The 14,915-nt window shown below is 73.3% G+C and carries 12 protein-coding genes; 3 read left to right on the top strand and 9 right to left on the bottom strand.

Translation table 11 applies throughout. From position 1 onward, the window contains the following. The first annotated feature begins 48 nt into the window (after nucleotides 1-48). Entirely contained in the window at nucleotides 49-858 is an 810-nt protein-coding gene (locus KGD87_RS30925) for an SDR family oxidoreductase (RefSeq protein ID WP_284664538.1), read from the top strand. 10 nt (nucleotides 859-868) lie between these two features. On the opposite strand, the gene KGD87_RS30920 is transcribed toward KGD87_RS30925, so the two are convergent. The 4 genes from KGD87_RS30920 to KGD87_RS30905 all read right to left on the bottom strand — a co-directional run bounded on the left by KGD87_RS30920 (nucleotide 869) and on the right by KGD87_RS30905 (nucleotide 10,045). Then, the gene (locus tag KGD87_RS30920; protein ID WP_284664537.1) at nucleotides 869-3,253 is read right to left on the bottom strand and encodes a hypothetical protein; all 2,385 of its coding nucleotides are present in this window, start codon (nucleotides 3,251-3,253) and stop codon (nucleotides 869-871) included. 43 nt (nucleotides 3,254-3,296) lie between these two features. After that, the gene (locus KGD87_RS30915; RefSeq protein ID WP_284664536.1) at nucleotides 3,297-4,334 is read right to left on the bottom strand and encodes an effector-associated domain EAD1-containing protein; all 1,038 of its coding nucleotides are present in this window, start codon (nucleotides 4,332-4,334) and stop codon (nucleotides 3,297-3,299) included. A gap of 207 nt (nucleotides 4,335-4,541) precedes the next feature. Further along, nucleotides 4,542-6,965: an alpha-2-macroglobulin family protein gene (locus tag KGD87_RS30910; protein WP_502887971.1), complete on the bottom strand. Its 2,424-nt coding sequence runs from the start codon at nucleotides 6,963-6,965 to the stop codon at nucleotides 4,542-4,544. Continuing rightward, complete coding sequence (locus KGD87_RS30905) at nucleotides 6,962-10,045, bottom strand: MG2 domain-containing protein (protein WP_284664534.1); 3,084 nt, start codon at nucleotides 10,043-10,045, stop codon at nucleotides 6,962-6,964. The genes KGD87_RS30910 and KGD87_RS30905 overlap by 4 nt, the downstream gene beginning before the upstream one ends. Before the next feature lie 99 nt (nucleotides 10,046-10,144). Between KGD87_RS30905 and KGD87_RS30900 the strand changes: the two genes are divergently transcribed. Then, nucleotides 10,145-11,338: a hypothetical protein gene (locus tag KGD87_RS30900; protein WP_284664533.1), complete on the top strand. Its 1,194-nt coding sequence runs from the start codon at nucleotides 10,145-10,147 to the stop codon at nucleotides 11,336-11,338. A gap of 9 nt (nucleotides 11,339-11,347) precedes the next feature. On the opposite strand, the gene KGD87_RS30895 is transcribed toward KGD87_RS30900, so the two are convergent. Then, nucleotides 11,348-11,641: a hypothetical protein gene (locus tag KGD87_RS30895; protein ID WP_284664532.1), complete on the bottom strand. Its 294-nt coding sequence runs from the start codon at nucleotides 11,639-11,641 to the stop codon at nucleotides 11,348-11,350. Between the two features lie 54 nt (nucleotides 11,642-11,695). Continuing rightward, nucleotides 11,696-11,926 (bottom strand): hypothetical protein, encoded by a 231-nt coding sequence (locus tag KGD87_RS30890; protein WP_284664531.1) that lies wholly within the window; start codon nucleotides 11,924-11,926, stop codon nucleotides 11,696-11,698. Nucleotides 11,927-12,124: 198 nt separating this feature from the next. Between KGD87_RS30890 and KGD87_RS30885 the strand changes: the two genes are divergently transcribed. Continuing rightward, nucleotides 12,125-12,334: a hypothetical protein gene (locus KGD87_RS30885; protein WP_284664530.1), complete on the top strand. Its 210-nt coding sequence runs from the start codon at nucleotides 12,125-12,127 to the stop codon at nucleotides 12,332-12,334. A gap of 12 nt (nucleotides 12,335-12,346) precedes the next feature. Here the strand turns inward: KGD87_RS30885 and KGD87_RS30880 are convergent, their stop codons facing one another. From KGD87_RS30880 to KGD87_RS30870, 3 genes are all read right to left on the bottom strand, one after another. Continuing rightward, nucleotides 12,347-12,895 (bottom strand): hypothetical protein, encoded by a 549-nt coding sequence (locus KGD87_RS30880; RefSeq protein ID WP_284664529.1) that lies wholly within the window; start codon nucleotides 12,893-12,895, stop codon nucleotides 12,347-12,349. 178 nt (nucleotides 12,896-13,073) lie between these two features. Next, entirely contained in the window at nucleotides 13,074-13,928 is an 855-nt protein-coding gene (locus KGD87_RS30875; protein WP_502887970.1) for a nucleotidyltransferase family protein, read from the bottom strand. A 77-nt stretch (nucleotides 13,929-14,005) separates the two neighbouring features. Then, the gene (locus KGD87_RS30870; protein WP_284664528.1) at nucleotides 14,006-14,911 is read right to left on the bottom strand and encodes an AEC family transporter; all 906 of its coding nucleotides are present in this window, start codon (nucleotides 14,909-14,911) and stop codon (nucleotides 14,006-14,008) included. Nucleotides 14,912-14,915 lie beyond the last annotated feature (4 nt).

The following is a 14,915-nucleotide window of genomic DNA, read 5'->3' as shown; positions in this document are numbered from 1 at the left end:
CCCGGTGGTCGGATTTTTTCCGGGCCCCTCTGACGGCGAGGGGCCAGAATGCGCGCCATGCGAGGAAAAACGGTGGTCGTCACGGGCGCCTCGGCGGGCATTGGCGAGGCGCTGGCGGTGGTGCTGGCCGGACGCGGCGCCAACCTGGTGCTGGCGGCGCGCAACGAGGAAGCGCTCCAGCGGGTGAAGGCCCGGTGCGAGGCGGCCGGCGGGCGCGCGGTGGTGGTGCCCACCGATGTCGGTGACGCGGAGGCCTGCCGCCACCTGGTGGAGCGCGCGGTGGAGGCGTTTGGCGGCATCGACGTGCTCGTCAACAACGCGGGCGTGACGATGGACGCGCGCGTGGACGAGGTGAAGGACCTGTCCCTCTTCGACCGGCTCATGCGCATCAACTACCTGGGCGCGGTGTACTGCACCCACCACGCCCTGCCCCACCTCAAGGCCCGGCGCGGGCTGGTGGTGGCGGTGTCGTCCCTCACGGGCAAGACGGGCGTGCCCAACCGCAGCGGCTACGCGGCCAGCAAGCACGCCATGCACGGCTTCTTCGACTCGCTGCGCATCGAGCTGCGCGGCACCGGCGTGGACGTGACGGTGGTGTGCCCCGGCTTCGTCGCCACCAACATCCGCGACAGCGCGCTGGGCGCGGACGGCCAGCCCGTGCGGAAGAGCAAGCACGACGAGAGCACGGGCAACATGGACGTGGACACCTGCGTGGCCATCATCCTGCGCGCCATGGAGCGGCGCGAGCGCGAGGTGGTCATGACGACCAAGGCCCGCGTCGCCCAGTTCCTCAAGCTGGTGGCCCCGGGCGTGGTGGACCGCATCGCCGCGAAGGCCATCCAGGACCGGCAGCGGTAATCCGCGCGGCTCAGGCGGCCGGCGGAGGCGTGGCCGGCCGCTCCACGCGCGTCAGCAGCCCGGTGATTCCCTCGAAGGTGGCGTTGCCCACCTGGTGCAGGCCGAAGCCCCAGAGGAAGGCCGTCATGCCCGCGCCGAAGCCGCCCCACGTGGGCGAGAAGACATTGAGCAACTGAAGCCCCAGCCCCACCGCCACCGTGGTGAGCAGCGCCAGCACGCCCAGCTCCACCAGCCACATATGACGGGGCGATGGCAGCGGCATGCCCTCGAAGTCGCCCAGCGCGGGCGCCCCCGCGGGCGCCTCCGGCAGCGCGGGGATGCTGCCGCCGCTGGGCGCGGTGGGCGGCGGCACGGAGGGCGCCCCCGCTCCCACATCCCCCAGCGCGGACTCCAGGAGGATGCTCCTCGCCGTCCGCTGGGACTGGCTGGCGGAGACGAACCGGACGCGCGCCTCGCCGTACTTCACCGCGGCCTCGTGCGACGACGCGGTCACCAGGAGGCCCTGGGCCTCGCCCAGGAGCGCCTCCACCTCCTCGAGCGCCTGCGTCTGTGCGTCGGACTCGCTGACCTGCCGCGCCTCGTCCACCGCGCCGCGCATCTCCTCGATGAGCTGGCGCACGTAGGCGGCGTGCGCGCCCTGGTACATGCGGACGGCATCATCGACGTTGGTGTTGGCCCGCTCCCGGGCCCTCTCCAGCAGGGACTTCACGCGCTGGGTCAGGGCGGCCCACTCCTCCTCCGTGAAGCCGCGCGGCGGCGTGCGGGCCGCCAGGGCCTCGGACAGCTCCTCGCACAGGATGTCGAAGTAGGAGCGGCGCGCGGACTCGAGCTGCCGCCGGGCCGCGTCCAGCGCGCCCTGGGCCAGCTGCTTCCGGACGGACTCCAGCGGGGACATCAGCTCGAACTTGAGCCGGAAGCCCAGCGAGTCTCCACTGTGCTGGTCCACCAGCGTCTGCGCCTGCCGGTCGATGTCCTGCAGCCGCGCCTCCAGCCCGGCGCGCGCCAGCCCGTCCACGTCCAGCTCCCGCACCTTGGCGGCGAGGCTGTCCAGGCGGTCGGTGGCGCTGTCCTCCGCGCGCAGCGCGCCCTCCACCTCCGCCAGCAAGTGACTCGCCTGCTCCGGGCGCAGCTCCGCCGGGAGCACGTCCAGCTTGCGTGAGGTGTCACACCACGCGCCATACAGGCGCAGGCGAGGCTCCAGCGCGGTCAGCGCCTCGTCGCCCACGCGGATGCCTCGCACCGGCCGGCGAATCTCCGACGCGAGCCCGTTCACCTGTCCCAGCATCACCTGCCCCACCTCGCGCGCCCGGGCCCCCTGCCCGCTCACCAGCGCCTGGAGCCGGCGGTGCAGCTCCATGACCCGCTGCAAGCGCAGCGTCCGGGGCCGGATGCGCTGCGAGTACAGGCGCACGCCGAACGACGACACGGCCCCCGCCGCGATGAGCAACGCGCCCCACAGCCAGGGCGAGCTCACCCACAGCGTGAAGGGCTGCTCCACCGGCAGGCCCGAGCGCACGGACAGGCGCACGGTGCCGGTGTACTCGCCCGGCCCTTCCAGGCCCCGCAGGCTCAAGAGCAGCGCGCCGCTCCCATGCGCGCTCACGGGAAGGCCGCCTTCCAGGGACGTGATGTCCAGGTTGCCGCCATCCGGCTTCCCGCCTTCCAACGCGAAGCGCACGCCCTGGAAGCGCGGCTGGATGAGGGCCGAGTCCATGTCCGGCGCCTTGCGCTGAAGCTGCAGCAACTGGGGCAACGACACGACACCGCCCACGCCCGCCGTCTCCTTGAACGGCAGCCGCACGGTGGCGTCGATGGAGCCCCAGCCCCAGCCCGCGGACGTCACCGCCGGCGACGTGGCGATGAACTGCACCGCGGGCACCGCCTGCACGCGCGTGACGATGAGCGCGGTGGTCTCCCGCCCTTGCGCATGCACCAGCACCACGTGGCCCGTGTAGTCCCCCGTGACGGGCAGGCGCCCGGTCAGCTCGACGTGGATGGGGCGCCGCGTGGAGATGGGCGCCGTGGCGCTCCCAGCCTCCGCTTCCTTCACCACGGCCTGCAACGCCACCTGCACGCCGTCCTGGGACTGGAGCGGATCCACCAGCACCGTCACGCCCCCGGGCAGCTCGCGGTCCCCACCTCTCGCCACGCCGCCAGCCACCGCCACGTCGCCGGCCACCTCCGGCGCGCCCAGCAGGTCCACGCGCAGCACATGCCGGAAGTCCTCCGACGCCGTCCGCAGCTTCACCTCGTTGCTGGCGGAGGCACCCGCCACGCGCAGCGAGGGCTCGGCGCTGGCCCTCCAGGGAAGGACGAGCAACAGGAGCAGGGCCGGAAGACGCACGAGCCCCCACGCGGAGTGGGTGACGGCGGGACGGGTGCCAGCGAAACGCATTCACTGACTGTATCAGGCGCCCCCCATGCCTCCACTTCGCGCCCTACCCCCAGCCCAGTTGACTCAACATGCTCCCGGACAGGCTGCCGCGGATGGTGTCGATGGGGATGCCCTCGTTGTGTCCCACCGACGCGGACGGGACGCGGGGCCCGCCGCTGTGGTGCAGCGCGGCCAGCCGCAGGTCCTGGGTGAAGCAGGGGGCCCCCGAGGAGCCCGGGCCCGTACACGCGCGGTACGCCACGCGCGTGCGGCCCGGGTTGACGCCCAGGAACTCATCGAGCGCGACGCTCATCGGCTGGCCCGCCGGGTGCTGGACGATGAGCACCAGGCTGCCGGGCGTGAAGGACGCCCGCGAGTCGGGCAGCGCCAGCCAGCCTCGGGGCTCCCCGTCGACCAGGTCCTCGCCGGGCACGCCCGCCACCTCCAGGAAGGCGTAGTCCAGCTCGCCCGGCGTGGCATCGCGCGGACGCGGGTGCATCAGGTCCGCGGGGCTGTAGGGACTGCGCGCCAGACAGCGCGTCACGCGGTACACCGTCCCCGGATGGAGCAGCGTCCCGTCCTGGAGGACCTTGCGGCCGAAGCGCACCCGCAGCGACTCCAGCAGCCTGTTCTCGATGACGTGGAAGTTGGTGAGCACGACGTTGGGGGACACCAGGAAGCCCGTGCCCAGCGCCGCGCCCACCTCCGGCTCCACGCGGCACACCTGTCGCTCGATGGAGGTCAGGCGCTTGCGCCAGTGCTCGCGCTCGGTGCCCGCCCGGCCGCTGCCGAAGATGCGCTCCAGTCCGACGCGGGGGATGCTGCGCTGGACGGACGCGAGGTACACCTGCACGAAGCGTTGGAGACGGGGGTGCCGGGGCAGGGCCTGGTAGGCGCCGCGAATCAACTCGCGCAGCCAACCCTCCGCCTCCGCCATGTGGATGAGCGTGAAGACGCGCTCGCGCAGCCCGCCGGAGATGCCCAAGGCCTCCAAATCCCTGCGGCAGGTGGCGGCCACGACCCGGCGGAGGTGCTCCACCGATGCAAACGCGCTGGTCAGCGCCCGCTGTAGCTCGTCCCTCTCCGCGCCGTCGAGCTCCATGCTTGCCACCCACGACGAAACAACCCTGGGAGTGGTTGCGACTCCGTGTTGCTGCTGGGAAACCTGTGCATCCCCTGCGTGGGTGCCCAGTTGGGAGCGCGGACTACATTTCCTGGAGGCTCGTGAAGTCACCACGAGTCGACACATAACGCGCCCCCCGGCACCAGGGCAGTGGCCCGGGGGGCATGAAGTGAAAGCGAATTCCCTTCAGCGGATGGCCCACGTAGCGGGAGGTACGTAGGACACCAGGTCAGGCCGCGACAGGGCCATCAGCGACGACGCGCCTCCCTGGAGCGTGCCCGCTAGCGTCGGGATGACGCGGAAGCGCGCCTGGAAGGGCTCGCCCGGCCCTCGGGGATGAAGCCGCAGCGTCACCGCGCCATCCTCGCGCGCCCAGGACGCCACCTTCCCTTCTTGCACGAGCGCCTCCAGGCTGGCGGTGTCCACGTGCACGCCCGCGGGCAGCCCGTGGCGAATCACCAGCGGCAGGCCCGACGGCGTGGACGCCTGGAGCGTCACCTCCGACGGCTGCCCCACCTTCGCGTCCGAGGGCACCTGCACGGACAGCTCCAGGCCTGCCTGGGCCTGCTGCGTCCACGGCACCGCGGCGCTCAACGCCAGCGCGAAGCCCAGCCCGGGCACCGCGGGCTCCGCGCGCACCGTCCAGGTATGCGCGCCGCCAGAGCCCGGAGCCGCCGCCTCCAGCGACATCACCTCACGCAGGGCCTGGGCGTCGAAGGTGCCCTCGGTGATGACCTGGCCGTCCCGCTCCAGCACCACCCGCACCTGGGCGGGCAACGGCTCGCGGAAGAGGGACACCACGGCCTGCAACGCCAGGCGGTTGGCGCGCCCGCTGCCCCAGCCATTCACGGGCTCGTAGCTGGCGAGCAACGCGGCGCCCAGGTCCGCCACGGGGGCCTTCGCGTCGCCCTCCAGGGCCAGCACGGCCAGCGCGGTGGCCTCCGCCTCCGTCGGCGTGCCGCCGGCGGCGTCCACCACGCCCTCCTCCACGGGCAGGAACGCGGCGCCCTCGTCGCGCCGCTGCACGGCGTCCCGCACCTGCTCGCGCAGTGAGTCGCGCAGCGAGCCCGTCACCGCGCCGCTCGCGAGCAGCGCCGCCGCCGTGTAGCCGTCCTTGACGTGCGCCCGGTTGCGCTCCAGGGCGCCCGAGGCCCGCGCGGTGAAGAAGGCCGCGCGGCGCTTGCCCTCCGGCGTCACCGCCGCCGCCGTCACCGCGCGCGTGCAGTCCGCGGTGGCCACCAGCAGCCGCTGGAGCGTCCAGCCGGAGCCGCCCTGACAGGTGCCATCCGGAAGCTGCGCCGCCGCCACCTGCGCGGCCAGCCGCGCTCCCAGGCGGGCCAGCACCGGGTTATCCGGATGCGCCAGCGCGCCCTCCGCCAGCAGCGCCGCCGTGGCCACGTCCGGCGCGCGGCTCCACCGCAGCGCGCGCTGCGTCGCCCGCATCAACCCCGTCCGCACCGACTCCACGTCCACCTCTCCGGGCTCCGGAGGCACGGGCGCCTTCAGCCGCTGCCCGGGCGTGCTCAGCGCCTTCAACGCCTCCGCGGACCGCGTCTCGCCCAGCGCGGTCAGGAGCTGCGGCGCGCGGCCCGCCAGCAGCAGTGCATAGGCCACGCCGGCCGCGTCCTCGCGCGCGCTCGCGTTCAGCAGCTCCAAGCGCAGCACGCCCAGCCCGCCGGGGAACACCCGCACCCGGACGCGCTCGCTCCCTGGCTGTGCGTCCACCGCCCCGGTGAGCGACAGCGAACGCGGCGCCGCCAGCGTGCCACCGCGCGTCTCCAGCACCGGTCGCCCCGTGGACCACACGGGGAAGTCCCGCACCACCGCGTCGGTGGCGCCCAGCGCCGCGCGCACCGCCACCTGTCCCGGCGTGGCCACCCGCACCGTGACGTACTCCACCACGCTGCCGCGCGCCGGGACGCGAACGGTGCGGCTGCCGCCCTCCACCAGCGCGCCCGGCACCTCCACCTTCAAGGACGCCTCCACCGCCGTGTCCGTGGTGTTCATCACCTGCACCGGCATCCGCACGGCGTCGCCCGCGCGCAGGAAGGCCGGCAGCACCGGGTCCACGTACGTGGGCAGCGTGCCCGTGAAGGACGTCACCGTGCCGGACTGCGCGCCCGAGCGCGAGTGCGCCAGCGCCAGCACCCGCCACTGCGTGAGGCGGTCCGGCACGCGCACCGGCACCGTCGCCGCGCCAGACGCATCCGTCACCACCAGGGGCTCGAAGAGGAACGTCTCCGGGAACCAGGCGCGGCTGGGCGTGGCGTCCGCCTCCGCGCCGCCCCCGCCCTTCGACGAGGCCTCGGTGGCCAGCCCGGAGAGGGCGCCGCGGGTCTTGTTCGCGAACGAGGGCATCGCCTCCAGCGCCATCGGCGCCCCCGCCGTGACCGAAGCGTCGGCCATCACCTCCTGCTCGCCGTCGTACGCGAGGTTCTGTCCAAAGGCGCGGAGACTCTTTGTCGCCTGAGGCGCGGGCTCACCCGCCAGCGCTTGCGCCGAAGCGCCGAACAGGCGCCGCACGTTGTCACCGAAGAGCGCCACGAACATCACCAACCCCACCAGGGTCGCCAGGGAGCAGCCCACCCCGGCGAAGAACGAGCGATTCATGGCGCCTCCCGGGCAACCCATGCGTTCCAGTTCTCCACGTCTTCGGGCAGCCGCGTGCCGCTGGACACCACCGCCCGAGGGTCGGTGAGGGCCAGCAGGTCCACGGGCAGCCGCGACAGCTTCAGTCGGCGGCCAAAGGCATCCGTCACCTTGTCGCCTCGCTTCTCACACGCCGCCAGCGCGCCCTCCCACAGCCGGGCCATGCCCGCCGGGTCCAGCGTCTGCCCCTCGGGGGCCTTCTCCTCCCAGGCACGCACCTGCGCGTGCAGCTCCCCCAGCACGGTGTAGAAGGGGTCGGTCAGCTCCGACTCCGGCTCGAAGGCCGTCACGGCGTTCACCGTCACGCGGGGCTCCGTGTGCTCGCGCCGAGGCACGTCGCTCACCCGCAGCACCGCCGCCGACGCCGCGTTGGCCCCGCGGATGCGGCCCATGGCCAGCGCCTGGCCGTCCAGGACACCAAAGGCCGGCGAGGACACCGTGGGCACGGGCCGCAGTTGTCCCAGCGCGTCCGGCCCTGGCAGCGGCGCCAGCTGCGCCAGCGTCTCATCCACGCCGAAGAGCCCCACCGCCGCCGGCCCGTCCTGGCCATCCACCCGCGTGCGCAGCTGGAGCCGGGCCAGCTCGCCGGGAGCGTAGCGCTGCTTGTCCGGCGTCACCTCCACGGAGAGCTGCGCGCGCGGCGCCACGTACACCCGGCCCTGCGCGCCTTCCCAGGCCGTCATCGCCCAGCCCTCGAAGTCCTTGGGCAGCTTGAAGCGGACCGAGCGCGTCGCCTTGTCCACCTTCTCTTCCAGCCGTTGGTTGCCCGCCTGGAGCACCAGGGTGTCGGGCAGCGGGCCCGCGAACCGGGGACCGCGCAGCAGCTCGATGCGGACCTCCTCGCCGCCGCGCCCCAGCACGGGCGTGGCGCGCAGGCGCGTGGGTGGCACCTCCGCCGGACGCAGCACGAGCTTCGTCTCGCCCACGGCCTCCCCCCCCTGGGTGCCGCTCACCTTCAGCTCGTAGCCCAGGAAGGTGGTGGCCTGGGCGGCGGACTGGCGCCCCTCCTCATCCGACGGATGAGCGGTGAGGTGCGCCACGCCCAGGGCAGCCTCCGTCCGCGCCGCTTCGGACAGCCGGACGCGCGCGAAGCGCTCCTGGATGCAGGGCAGGGCTGACGCGGCCAGCGCGCCCGACTGCTTCGGCAGCGTCACCCAGGTCAGCGACTCCAGGCCCCGCTTCCCCAGCCGCCAGCTCAAGGCCGCGGGCAGCGGGGCTTCCATGCTCAGGTCCCGAGGCAGGCACGCGCGCGCATCGCGGGCCGCGTCCGCCAGCGCGGCCACCAGCGATTCAGGCGCGCCATGGGCCGAATCCACCACCACTTCCAACTCCGGCAGGCCCGGGTCCCTGACGCTCAGGTCCACCTGGAGGACCCGCTCGCGCCCGGCGGGCAGCGTGCGCGAGCGCAGCACGGAGGCCACGCAGGCGGGAAGCGGCCACGTCCCCGTCACCACGTCCAGCACCGCGCCTGAAGCACTCACGCGCAGACCAAGCTCGACGTCCAGCGCACCCTGCTCGCTCGACACGAAGCGCGCGCAGGGCTCGAGCGCGGGCAGCGCCTTCTCCAGCGCGAGCAGGTCCTCGAGCGAGACCTCCATCCCCGGCGCCAGCAGGCTGCGCGTCTGGCCCAGCCGCACCGTGGGCTCGGGCGGCGGCGGACGCACGGGCATGGGCGGCACCACGACGTTGATGGGCGGCCCGGGGTCCAGTTGGAAGACGGCCACGCCGTCCTCGTCCGTCACCGCGCGCACGCCTTCGTCCCGCGGGTCCCAGGCGCGCTTCACCGTCAGCTCCGTGCCCGGCAGCACCTGCCCCGCGGCCGTCGTCGCGCGCACGTAGACGCGGTTGTTGAAGCCCGGCGCCAGGCCGCCCTCCACCTCCGTCACCGCCGACACCTGCAGCGCGTCCTCGGCCAGCAGCAGCGACACGCCGCCTTCGATGCGGTCTCCCGCCGCGTCCCGCGCAACCAGACGCGCCACGAGCCGCGCCTGCCCGCGCAGGTCCATGGGCACGCGCGGCAGCGACAGGCGGAAGCGCCCCGCGGCGTCGGTGCGCGCGCGGTCCGGCAGGCCCCCCGTTCGCCACTCCGTCGGCGCGGGCCAGTCACCGTGGACCTCCCACGTCAGGCTCACCTCGACGCCGGCCACCGGCGCGCCCGAGGCATACGTCACCTGCCCATCCACCACTGGCACCTCGTCCGCGCGCCAGAAGGGCCGGGCGCTGCGCGCCTCCACGCGGAAGCGCGGCAGGGTGAAGGGCTTCACCTCGAAGGACGCCGAGGCCTGCGCCCCGCCGCTCACCCAGCTCACCGTCCACGTGCCTTGCGGCGCGCCGCGGTCCAGCGGGAAGCGCCCGGCCACCACGCCCCAGGGCCCGGCCGGCGCGCGCTCCTCCAGCACCACCTCGCCGGTGGAATCCCGCACCACCCACGTCCCCGGCCGACCATCCAGCGGCGCCAGGTCCTTGGCCCTCAGCGCCACCGCGCGGAAGAGGACCTCGTGGCCCGGCTCGTACAGGGGCCGGTCCGTCAGCGCGTGCGCCAGGGCATTGGCGTACAGCGGCAGCGGCGCGTCCACGGTGTCCGTGCCCAGCGGCGAGGTGACGCGGACCCGGAGCTGGTAGTCACCGTCCGGCACCTCCGGCACCACCACGCGGGCCGACAGTCCCCGGTCGTCCTGGGTGCGCGTCCAGTCCGTCTCCTTGGCCAGGGGAAGGGGCGTCTCCTTCCCCGCCGCGTCCACCAGGAACACGGCGGCCGTGGCCTTCGTCACCGGGGCCTTCATCATCTGGCCGGACTCCGGATGCGGCGCCAGCGCGTGCGTCACGACGAACACCTGCCCCGTGTCGCCGCGCGCCAGGCCGGTGCCATGGACCTCCACCACCTGGCGGAACTGTCCGTCGGGGCAGCTCGGCACCTTCACTCCTCGCAGGACCCAGGCGGAAAGGCAGACGTCCCAGGAGGCAAAGGCCACCGCGCCCCCCACGAGCAACGCAGCCAGTCCTCCTCCCAGCAGCCGGCGGCGCCGGAAGCGGATTGTCATCGGTTCTCCCCTTCCCTCCACTCTATGCCGGAAGACGAGGCCCTGAAGAGCCCCCCGTTCTTCGCGTGGCGCGCTTCGGTGCGCTAGGGTCACCGCCCCTTGCCAGCGCCCAAGCCCCCATCCCGCCCGCCCCAGGACGTGCTGCCCGCGCGCCTGGAGTCGCTCCTGGAAGCCCTGACCGACCGGCACCTCGCGGACCGGCTGGAGCGCGTGCACCGCGCGGCGGCGGTGGCCATCGACCGGCTGGGACACTTGAGCATCGCGAAGTACGAGCCCACGTCGGTGGAAGCGGACGGCGGCGCGGACCTGTCGCTGTGGGAGACGATGGCGCCCGCCATTGGCGACACGGTGGTGGGCGTCAACCAGCTCGTCAGCGCCGTCCACCACGAGTTCCCGCCCCCCACGCGCCCCGTCGGGATTGGCGACGGTGGCTGGGCCCCGCCGCCGGCCAGCTCGGATGAGCGGCTGGCGCAGGAGGTGGAGGCGGTGCTGCACGCCGTCGCGGACCGGCTGGCGCGGCGCGTGGCGGAGCTGGGACAGCAGATGCGCCGCCCGGAGGTGGTGAGCGACCGCTGGACGCTGATGGCCGAGCTGCAGGCCTTCCGCGCCGACTTCCGCGTGCGCATCGGCGACCTCGTGTACCTCACCGCCGCGGCCTTCGCCGACGTGCGCCGCGAAGAGGTGGTGCCCGGCTACGCCCACCAGGTGGGCGCGCGGGCGGCGCTGCGCGCGGCGGCGGCGGACCTGCGCCGCTCCCTGCAAGTCCGGTTGGAGCGCGCGGCGAAGGCGGAAGCCCGCGCGCGCCCCGCGCTGGCGCGGCAGGTGGCGGAGAGCCTGGCCGCCTTCGTGTCCCTGCCCGCGTCGGTGGCGCTGCGCACGCCGCAGAAGCACCAGGTGCTGGAGCTGCGCGCGCGCCTGCTGGACACGGCCACCCAGGCGGAGCTGGCGCCGGACGCGCTGCCGGGGCTGGTGGAGCCCTACCTCACCGCGCTGGATGAGCAGATGGAGGAGGTCACGCGCACCTGGCTCATCGTCCATGACCGCGCGGTGTGGGCCACCTGCGGCATGAAGCTGGAGCAGGCGGACATGCACCTGTCGCTGGGCTCGCGAGGCGCGGAGCGCGTGCTGGCGGAGGCCGTGGAGGCGGCGGGCGCGCTCCAGGGCCGCTCGCCGCCGTTCGACGCCTTCCTGCGCAAGGCGCGACAGGAGGCGGGCGACGGACTGGAGGAGGCAGGGGCGCGGGAGCTGCTCACCCGGTTCCGGGAGCGGCTGGCGGCCCTGCCCTTCAGCTGAAGCGCGAGGCTACGGCTTGGCGCCTTCGGGCTTCGCGCCCTCGGGCAGCGCCGGGGCGGCGGGCTTCGGCGGGAGGATGCGCAGCTCGTCATAGCGCGCCGCCAGCGTCTCCGGCGTCATCTCTTCCTGCCACTGCTTGGGGTTGGTGTTCCAGCCGTAGTCGGCCGGCACCTTGCCGCCGCCCTGGCTGGCGTAGCCAATCATGTCCGGGAACTGCTTGGACCAGCGGCCCGCGGGGTCCGGCTCCTTGGTGATGAGCTGGCGGTTGGGACGGTGAAGGAAGGGCTTGGGTGCGTCACTCATGGCCCGTAGCCTCTCCGAAAGCCGCCCGCGAGGGTAGAGGGAAGACGCGGAGCCTCAGGCCGCCCGGCGGGTCCGCCTGCGGCGACCGGCGCTCACCGGCGGCAGCACGCGGGGGCCCATTTCGAACACCGCGGCGAAGAAGCGGGCCTGGGCCTCGCTGCCATACCGGTACCGGCGCACGGCCCCGGCCCACGTCTCCACCTCCACGCCCCAGCCTCGCCTGTCTTGGAGGAGCTCCACCCGCAGCACCCCACCCATGCCGTCACCCTCACCCTGTGCATCCATGCCCCGGGCCCTTGAAATCCCCGTGCCAGGGCAATCACGCGACATCACCGGGTTGCGGTGTCGGCCACTCACCAAAGCGCGGCGAGCCCGTAAGGAATGCAGGAGGGCTCGGCTGCCTGCCTGCCCGACTGAGCATGCCCGACCGGGGTACACCGCAGGTCGCCTTGTGCCGCGCGATTCCTGCGTTAACTCAGAAGCATGACTCAATTCGAGAGCAACACCGGCGAGCGGTTCGCCGAATTCGTCCTCCCCGACGGCTGCGTGCTCTGCGGTGGAGAGGTGACTGTGCGTGCCTCTCAGGCGGGTGCGCACAGCTATTGCCCGCAGTGCCACTGGCTGTCCAAGCCCAGCATGCGCGTGCGCGACAACGGCGTGGAGCTGTCCTTCGCCACCACCGCGCTCGCCTGAGCACGCGCCGCCTCACGGCGGCAACATCGTCTCCGACAGCAACAGCGCCAGCAGAGCCGCCTTCTCTCCCTGTCCGAGGCGCAGCACCTCCTCGGGCAGGGACAGGGAGACGGGGCCCGGCTGGAGCGTCGTCCCAGGCTGGCAGGTGCGCCAGCCCGAATACCCTTCTCCCGTCACGGACATCGTATAGTTGCATCCGCCCATGGCGCCAGCGATGGCGAAGGGCGCGATGACGAGGCTCGACGGCTGGCTGGCGAAGTTCCCCTCCAGGCGCAGGCCCGGCTCCGGCGTCCGTTCGAGCACGCGGAGGTCGACGGTGCCGTCCCCCACGCGGCCGAGCAGGCCTCCGCTGGCCCAGCCGACATCCACGTCACGGCCACGCACCTGACCCACCAGCGCCGCGCCGCGCTGTCGCAGCTCGACGCCGGGCCCCCGCACGACGCCGCCCTCCTCCAGGGACAGCTCCACCGACTGCGAGCCCGCTTCGAGCCGCAGCGGTCCTCCCTGCCCGGTGACGGAGACCTGTGCCCGCGCGGAGGGCGCGAGCGTCAGGCACAACACGCCCAGGATTCCGATGACACCTCGGGGTCTGGCTTCGCTCCGCGACACATGACACCTGCTTTCGGCGGGTCCTCTGCCCGAAGGTGAGGCTCCGCTGAAGCCATGGCAGGGCCGGTGGACCTGGCGCGCTCACGCCGGGACTGGCGAAGTCCCAGGAGGCGAGCGCGGGGTCCGTGGCTCAGTGGCCGCCGTACGTACCGCTCGCGGCGGGCACCACTTCGGGCTCGCGCTCGAGCCTGCGCTCGGCTTCATCCCAGGCGCGGCCGTCCTCATAGCCCCACTCGTCGACGTCCACCTGGTAGCTGACCTGCGACAGCAGCCGGCCCCGGCACAGCTTCGAGTCCCAGTTGCCCTCCGCCAGCGAGCTGTTGGCGCGGGAGAGCAGCTCGCGCATCACCCACTCCGGGACGATGTCGCGGTCCGCGGGGTACGCGAAGCGGAAGAACATCAGGTGCGAGAGCAGCACCTCCCAGTACCGGTCGAAGCGCGCCAGCAGCCGCGGCCAGTCGAACGTGCGCCCCGTCTTCAGGAGCAGGTGCGTGAGCTCGTGTCCGTCGAAGCGCTCGCGCTCCAGGACGAAGGCCTTGCTCCAGTAGATTTCCTCCGCCGGAGGCACCTTGCACGCGCAGTTCAGCAGCCGGGCACAGACGGCGTGCTCGAACCAGCCGTCATCGACGATGGTGATGCCGTTGCCGGACGCGAAGATGAGGTCGACGAGGAAGTCGTCCCAGAAGGCCTTGTGCAGCCAGCCGTGGACGTCGCGCTGCGTGCTCCAGCCGTTGCGCGCGAGCACTTCCAAGGCGCGGTCCGCGTCGTCCTTGCGGATGAACAGGTCCAGGTCCTTCGTGTCGCGATAGATGCCCGTGTAGTGGGCGAACGCGTAGGCGCCACCGACCAGGAACGGGATTCGCGCGTCGGACAGCAATTGGATGGCATAGGCCCGTGCGCCCAGCTCGGCGACCGGCCGCCGGACCTCCATCCGCCGTGGGTCTCCCCCGGGCTCGCCCGAGGCCTTCGGTGGTTGCTCAGCCATGCGCCAAAAATAGGAGCGCGATGCCGGGACGACAGCGGTCCGGCCGCGTGGCCGGTCGCAGGGCAGCCAGGCGTGCGTCAGCGCGCCAGCATCCACATCAGCGGCGCCGTGGCGAAGGACAGCGGAACGCCCACCCCCACCATCAACACCGCCAGCTCCGGGTCCAGGTCATGCTCGGCCGCGAGGATGGCCGCGCTCACCATGGGCCCCATGGCCGCCTGCAGCAGCGTGGCCTGCACCACCATGGGCGCAAGCCCTGGCAAGGCCAGCAGGCCCGCCGCCGTCAGCGTCGGCACCAGGAGCAGCTTGTACGACAGCCCCAGGGCCACCGCGGGCAGCCGGGGCTTGATGCCCGACAGGCGCAGCTGCAGGCCAATGGCGAACAGGGCCAGCGGCGTCAGCAGCGAGCCCAGCCGCTCCAGCACCCCGTCCAGCCAGACGGGGTAGGCCCAGGGCCGCGTCGCCAACGCCACCACCAGCGCCAGGAACGGGGGGAAGGTGGCCACCTTGCGCGCGAGCTGCCGCGCGGACAGCGGCGTGTCCGCGCCCGCCCGGGCCGCCGCCACCGTGGCCAGCGAGGACAGCACCAGGAAGGAGCCGAGTTGATCCACCACCACCGCCACCGGCAGCCCCTCGGCGCCCAGCAGCGCCTCCGCCATGGGCAGCCCCACGAAGGCGGTGTTGCCCAGCCCCGCCGTCAGCACCAGCGCCATGATGGACGGCTTCGGCAGCCCCAGCCGGGGCCCGAGCACCCGGAAGAAGGGGCCCGCGCCCAGGTAGTAGAGCCACGGCACCGACGCGGCCACCAGCAACTCCGGCACGAACTCCAGCCGGTGCATGGCGCGCAGCACCAGCGCCGGCAGCGCCACGTACAGCACGAAGGCGTTGAACGCCCCGGCGGAGCCCTCCGGAAACCTCCCGCTGCGCCGGGCCAGGACGCCCAGCACCAGACACGCCCCCAGCAGCCCGATGACGTTCCCCATGACG

The organism is Myxococcus sp. SDU36 (assembly GCF_030168875.1).
GTDB classification, from domain to species: Bacteria; Myxococcota; Myxococcia; order Myxococcales; family Myxococcaceae; genus Myxococcus; species Myxococcus vastator.
This window is presented reverse-complemented; position numbering and strand designations above follow the sequence as displayed.

Bases quoted from the DNA above. Each gene is read 5' to 3' on its own strand.
- KGD87_RS30925 (WP_284664538.1), top strand. From the start codon at position 49: ATGCGCGCCATGCGAGGAAAAACGGTGGTCGTCACGGGCGCCTCGGCG.
- KGD87_RS30920 (WP_284664537.1), bottom strand. From the start codon at position 3,253: ATGCGTTTCGCTGGCACCCGTCCCGCCGTCACCCACTCCGCGTGGGGG.
- KGD87_RS30915 (WP_284664536.1), bottom strand. From the start codon at position 4,334: ATGGAGCTCGACGGCGCGGAGAGGGACGAGCTACAGCGGGCGCTGACC.
- KGD87_RS30910 (WP_502887971.1), bottom strand. From the start codon at position 6,965: ATGAATCGCTCGTTCTTCGCCGGGGTGGGCTGCTCCCTGGCGACCCTG.
- KGD87_RS30905 (WP_284664534.1), bottom strand. From the start codon at position 10,045: ATGACAATCCGCTTCCGGCGCCGCCGGCTGCTGGGAGGAGGACTGGCT.
- KGD87_RS30895 (WP_284664532.1), bottom strand. From the start codon at position 11,641: ATGAGTGACGCACCCAAGCCCTTCCTTCACCGTCCCAACCGCCAGCTC.
- KGD87_RS30890 (WP_284664531.1), bottom strand. From the start codon at position 11,926: ATGGATGCACAGGGTGAGGGTGACGGCATGGGTGGGGTGCTGCGGGTG.
- KGD87_RS30885 (WP_284664530.1), top strand. From the start codon at position 12,125: ATGACTCAATTCGAGAGCAACACCGGCGAGCGGTTCGCCGAATTCGTC.
- KGD87_RS30875 (WP_502887970.1), bottom strand. From the start codon at position 13,928: ATGGCTGAGCAACCACCGAAGGCCTCGGGCGAGCCCGGGGGAGACCCA.
- KGD87_RS30870 (WP_284664528.1), bottom strand. From the start codon at position 14,911: ATGGGGAACGTCATCGGGCTGCTGGGGGCGTGTCTGGTGCTGGGCGTC.